This window comes from Micromonospora sp. M51 (genome assembly GCF_018070305.1).
GTDB lineage: Bacteria > Actinomycetota > Actinomycetes > Mycobacteriales > Micromonosporaceae > Micromonospora > Micromonospora parva.
Map to the genome: position 1 here is coordinate 1 of NZ_JAGPXZ010000551.1, position 4284 is coordinate 4284.

Annotated in this window: 5 protein-coding genes and 1 pseudogene; 5 read left to right on the plus strand and 1 reads right to left on the minus strand. The window is 70.3% G+C overall.

The features are described from left to right. Nucleotides 1-350 (plus strand): annotated as a pseudogene (locus tag KBX53_RS24255) (ATP-dependent DNA helicase RecG); the annotation flags it as partial. A 163-nt stretch (nt 351-513) separates the two neighbouring features. Here KBX53_RS24255 and KBX53_RS24260 read toward each other — a convergent pair. Further along, on the minus strand, nt 514-1479 hold the full coding sequence (locus tag KBX53_RS24260) for an LPXTG cell wall anchor domain-containing protein (RefSeq protein WP_030335292.1): 966 nt from the start codon (nt 1477-1479) through the stop codon (nt 514-516). A gap of 395 nt (nt 1480-1874) precedes the next feature. Here KBX53_RS24260 and rsmD point away from each other — a divergent pair, with 395 nt between their 5' ends. The 4 genes from rsmD to KBX53_RS24280 all read left to right on the plus strand — a co-directional run. After that, the gene (gene rsmD / locus KBX53_RS24265) at nt 1875-2438 is read left to right on the plus strand and encodes a 16S rRNA (guanine(966)-N(2))-methyltransferase RsmD (protein ID WP_210861823.1); all 564 of its coding nucleotides are present in this window, start codon (nt 1875-1877) and stop codon (nt 2436-2438) included. Next, nucleotides 2435-2917, plus strand: a complete 483-nt coding sequence (gene coaD, locus KBX53_RS24270) for a pantetheine-phosphate adenylyltransferase (RefSeq protein ID WP_030335289.1) — start codon at nt 2435-2437, stop codon at nt 2915-2917. The genes rsmD and coaD overlap by 4 nt, the downstream gene beginning before the upstream one ends. 275 nt (nt 2918-3192) lie before the next feature. Then, nucleotides 3193-3690, plus strand: coding sequence for a hypothetical protein (locus KBX53_RS24275; RefSeq protein ID WP_030335287.1), 498 nt, complete (start codon nt 3193-3195; stop codon nt 3688-3690). A gap of 109 nt (nt 3691-3799) precedes the next feature. Next, a partial coding sequence (locus KBX53_RS24280) for a DUF177 domain-containing protein (RefSeq protein WP_210861825.1) occupies nt 3800-4284 on the plus strand: 485 nt, incomplete at its 3' end.

Here is a 4284-nt window from a genome sequence, read left to right on the forward strand (position 1 = left end):
GCCGTGGTTCCGCCGCCGGGCTCTGCCTGCTGGTCAGCGAGGCGCCGGAGGGCTCGTCGGCGCGGGAGCGACTGGACGCGGTGGCGTCCACGAGCGACGGTTTCAAGCTCGCCGAGCTTGATCTGGAGCAGCGCCGCGAGGGCGACGTGTTGGGTGCCACCCAGTCCGGGCACCGCTCGCACCTGCGGTTGCTGTCGCTGCGCCGCGACGCCGACCTGATCCGCGAGGCCCGCGCCGAGGCGATCACCCTGATCGAGGACGACCCGGAGCTGACCCGCAATCCGGCGCTGGCCGCCTCGGTGGCCGCACTTGTCGACGAGGACCGCGCGGAGTACCTGGAAAAGGGCTGATCACGCGCCGCCGTGATCCACTCCAGTTTCATGAAACCGGGGTATCCCGTCGACAGGGATACCCCGGTTTCCATGATGTCGAGTCGATCAGGCAGGCCACTACATGGCTGAGGGCGCGCCGACCGGGTGGTCGACGCGCCCTCAGGTGTCAGAGCGGGTTGTCTCAGGCGGTGAAGCGAACCCGACGACGGCGGGCCACCACGAACAGGGCGGCACCGGCGGCGAGCAGCACCACGGCGCCGGCGATGATGCCGCCGGTCGCGGCACCGGTCAGCGGCAGAGCCGGCTCGTCCTTGTCGCCGCCACCCTGACCCGGGGTGCAGTCGGCCGGCTTCTCCCACGCGATCGGCGCGGTGTCGTCCAGGCCCTCGGCGGCCGGCGTCACGACGAGACCCTCGGTCGCGTCGAAGGAGACGGAACCGGTCTCGCCCGGCTTCACGACGAGCGTCTTCACCTCGCCCTTGTTCGGGGTCAGGGTGAGCGTGACGGTCTCACCGTCGGCGGGGTTCTCGATCGTGAAGGTGAGCTTGTCGCAGGTCGACTCGACCGAGCCGACCGGCTCCGCCGGAGCCGGGGTGGCCGGCGGGGTCGGGGTCGGGCTCTGGGCCGGCGGCTGGCTCGGCGACGGAGAGGCGGTGGTGGGGGTCGGCGTGGGGGTCGCCGGTGCGCTGGGGGTCGGGGTGCTCGCCGGCGGCGTGGTCTCTGCCGCGCAGGTGCCCTTCGGCTCGGCGGCGACGGTCCGCGACTCGGTCACGATCCGGTCGGTACGCACCCATCGCGCCTCGACGGTCAGCTCGACCGTCGGCCGCTTCGTGTCGAAGGTGTGCGCCTGGGTGCCGGTGAGGAAACCTTGGCCCTTCGCCGGCAGGGTGGCGTCCTTCGCCAGGTCGCCGGTGAAGTCACCCGGGACGGTCGACTCGAGCTTGGTGATGGTCGCGTCGATGTTCTCGCTGTTGCCGACCGTCCAGGTCACCTTGACCTGGCCGTCGGAGGTCAGGCAGTAGGTGCCGGAGGGCTCGGGGTGGTGGGCGCTCGCGGGGCTCGCGAGGGTGCCGACGCCGGCGAGGCCGATCAGCGCACCCGCGGCGATGGCCGCGACGCGCCGGAACGGAGACTTGGGAGGGTTCACGCCTGCTCCTGGTGAGGGGGGTACGGATCGCGTGGCGGGAGGCCGGGAGACGTGGTGACCGGGGAGTCACCTGCTCACCGGGGCGTCGCGACGCGGTGGTGTTCCCGCGGCGAAAGCGGGGACAGGGGGAGACTGTACTGATGGGTGGTTAATGAGGGGAGTTCAGATCATTGCCATCCGGCAATGTAGTCGATTCGTGATCTTTGATGAACCGAAGGTGTCCGTCCGATCACTGGGGACCGTCCTCGCGCCGCTGCTGCACTGTGGATTCCGGGCTTGCGTGGCTGCTCAGTCGCGCCGCGTCGTCGCCGGCTGGCCGGCTCCCCGGATCCGCGCCGTGCTGACCGGGCCCGCGTCGCATCGCGTAGCGTCGCGGGCATGAGCAGGAGGAAACGGTGACCCGGATCGTGGCCGGGACGCTCGGTGGCCGGCGGATTGCCGCGCCCCCCGGCGCCGGCACCCGACCCACCTCGGACCGGGTCCGGGAGGCGCTGTTCAGCGCCGTCCAGGCCGACGTCGATCTCGACGGCGCCCGCTTCGCCGACCTGTACGCCGGCTCCGGCGCGGTCGGGCTGGAGGCGCTCTCCCGGGGCGCCCGGCACGTGCTGCTCGTCGAGTCCGACCCGCGGGCGGCCCGGGTGATCCGGGAGAACGTGGCGGCCCTGCGCGCCGGCCCGGTGGCCCGTCTGGTCACCGGCAAGGTGGCGACGGTGCTGGCCGCCGGGCCGGACGGGGAGCCGTACGACGTGGTCTTCGCCGACCCGCCGTACGCGGTGCCGGACGAGGAGATCACCGCGATGTTGGCCGCGCTCGTCGACGGCGGCTGGCTGGCGCCCGACGCGTTGGTGGTGGTCGAGCGGTCCCGGCGCACCAGGGAGTTCGACTGGGTGGAGGGGATCACCGCCGAGCGCAGCCGCCGTTACGGCGAGACCACCCTTTGGTACGGTCGCCGATCATGAGACGTGCGGTGTGTCCCGGTTCGTTCGACCCGGTCACCAACGGACACCTCGACATCATCGGGCGGGCCAGTCGGCTCTTCGATGAGGTCATCGTCGGTGTGCTGGTGAATCAGTCGAAGAGTGGCCTGTTCACCGTCGAGGAGCGCATCGAGATGCTCCGCGAGGTGACCTCGTCGTACGGCAACGTGCGGGTCGAGTCGTTCCGCGGGCTGCTGGTGGACTTCTGCCGGGCCCAGCAGGCGAGCGTGCTGATCAAGGGTCTGCGGGCGGTCAGCGACTTCGACTACGAGTTGCAGATGGCCCAGATGAACATCGGTCTGGCTGGCGTGGAGACGCTCTTCATGCCGACCAATCCGCTCTACTCGTTCCTGTCGTCGAGCCTGGTCAAGGACGTGGCCAAGTGGGGTGGCGACATCTCCGCCCACGTCCCCGACCCGGTCCGCGAGGCGCTCCAGGCCCGTCTGGGCCCCCGCCGCTGACCTGATCCCGCACCACGCGGCCCTGTCCGACCCCCTCACTTCCCGCGATCTTGCACTTATGGTTCCCGGATCGCTCCTTCTGAGGCGATTTGACGCAACAGGAAGTGCAAGATCGACGCCGAGGGTGGGGACGCGGGGGGTGACTATGTCGCGACTCGCCGGGATGGGGTGAGTGGGGCGGCGGTGGGGCGGGCACGACATGATTGGTGGCGCGGGGAACGGCCGTAGCCCGCATCATGGAGGTCGGCCGACGAACGACAGGAGTGAGGTAGCCGGTGGACCCGCTCGATCGCATCGACGAACTGATCGCCATCCTGGAGCAGGCCCGCTCCGTCCCGATGTCGCGCAACAACTGCATGGTCGACCGGGGTGAGATGATCGCTGCCCTCGACGAGATGCGCGCCGATCTCCCCGCCGACCTGCGTCGTGCCGCCGCCCTCCTGGAGGAGCGCGACAAGATCATGGAAGCCGGCAAGCGCGAGGCGGACCGGATCATCAGCGAGGGTGAGGCAGAACACGCCCGCCTGGTCTCGGTGAACGAGATCACCGTGTCCGCCGAGCACGAGGGTGCCCGGATCATCGGTGAGGCCCGCGCCGAGGCGCAGCGCCTGCGGGAGGAGGTCGACGACTACGTCGACACCGCGTTGGCCAACTTCGAGCAGTTCCTCACCCGGGCGCTGGCCTCGATAGAGCGCGGCCGGGACAAGATGCACGCGCTGCGGGAGATCGGCACCTTCGCTGGGGATGAGGCGGAACGCCCGCTACCCTTCTGAGCGGCACCTCACCAGCCGACTTCTCAGGCGGGCGTCGCCCCCGGTTCGACGGTCCGGCGGTCGTCCAGGTAACCTTTTTTGTCGGCCTCTCACCGGCCGGAGTCTAACTATGCCCAAGCACTCGCCATCGACACTCAACCCCAGGTCGCCGCTGGTCCTCGACACGAGGGACCTGCCGCGTCGCCCTGGCGCGTTGCGTGAGGTCCAGCGGGTCGTGCCGGCACCGGCGGACCTCGGTGTGGAGTTGATCGGCGTGCCGGAGGGCGCGGACCTCGACCTCGATCTGAGGTTGCAGTCGGTGTCCGAGGGCGTGCTCGTCTCCGGGACCATCACCGGTCCCGTCCGGGGCGAGTGCGGCCGTTGTCTGCGCGAGATCAACGACTCGATGGCCGTGACGATCCAGGAGCTGTACGCGTACGAGGACAGCACCACGGACGCCACGACCGACGAGGACGAGGTGGGCCGGATGCAGGGCGATCTGATCGACCTGGAGCCGGCGCTGCGGGACGCGTTGGTGCTCACGCTGCCGACCAACCCGCTCTGCCGGGAGGACTGCCCAGGACTGTGCCCCGAATGTGGGGCGCACTGGGACGA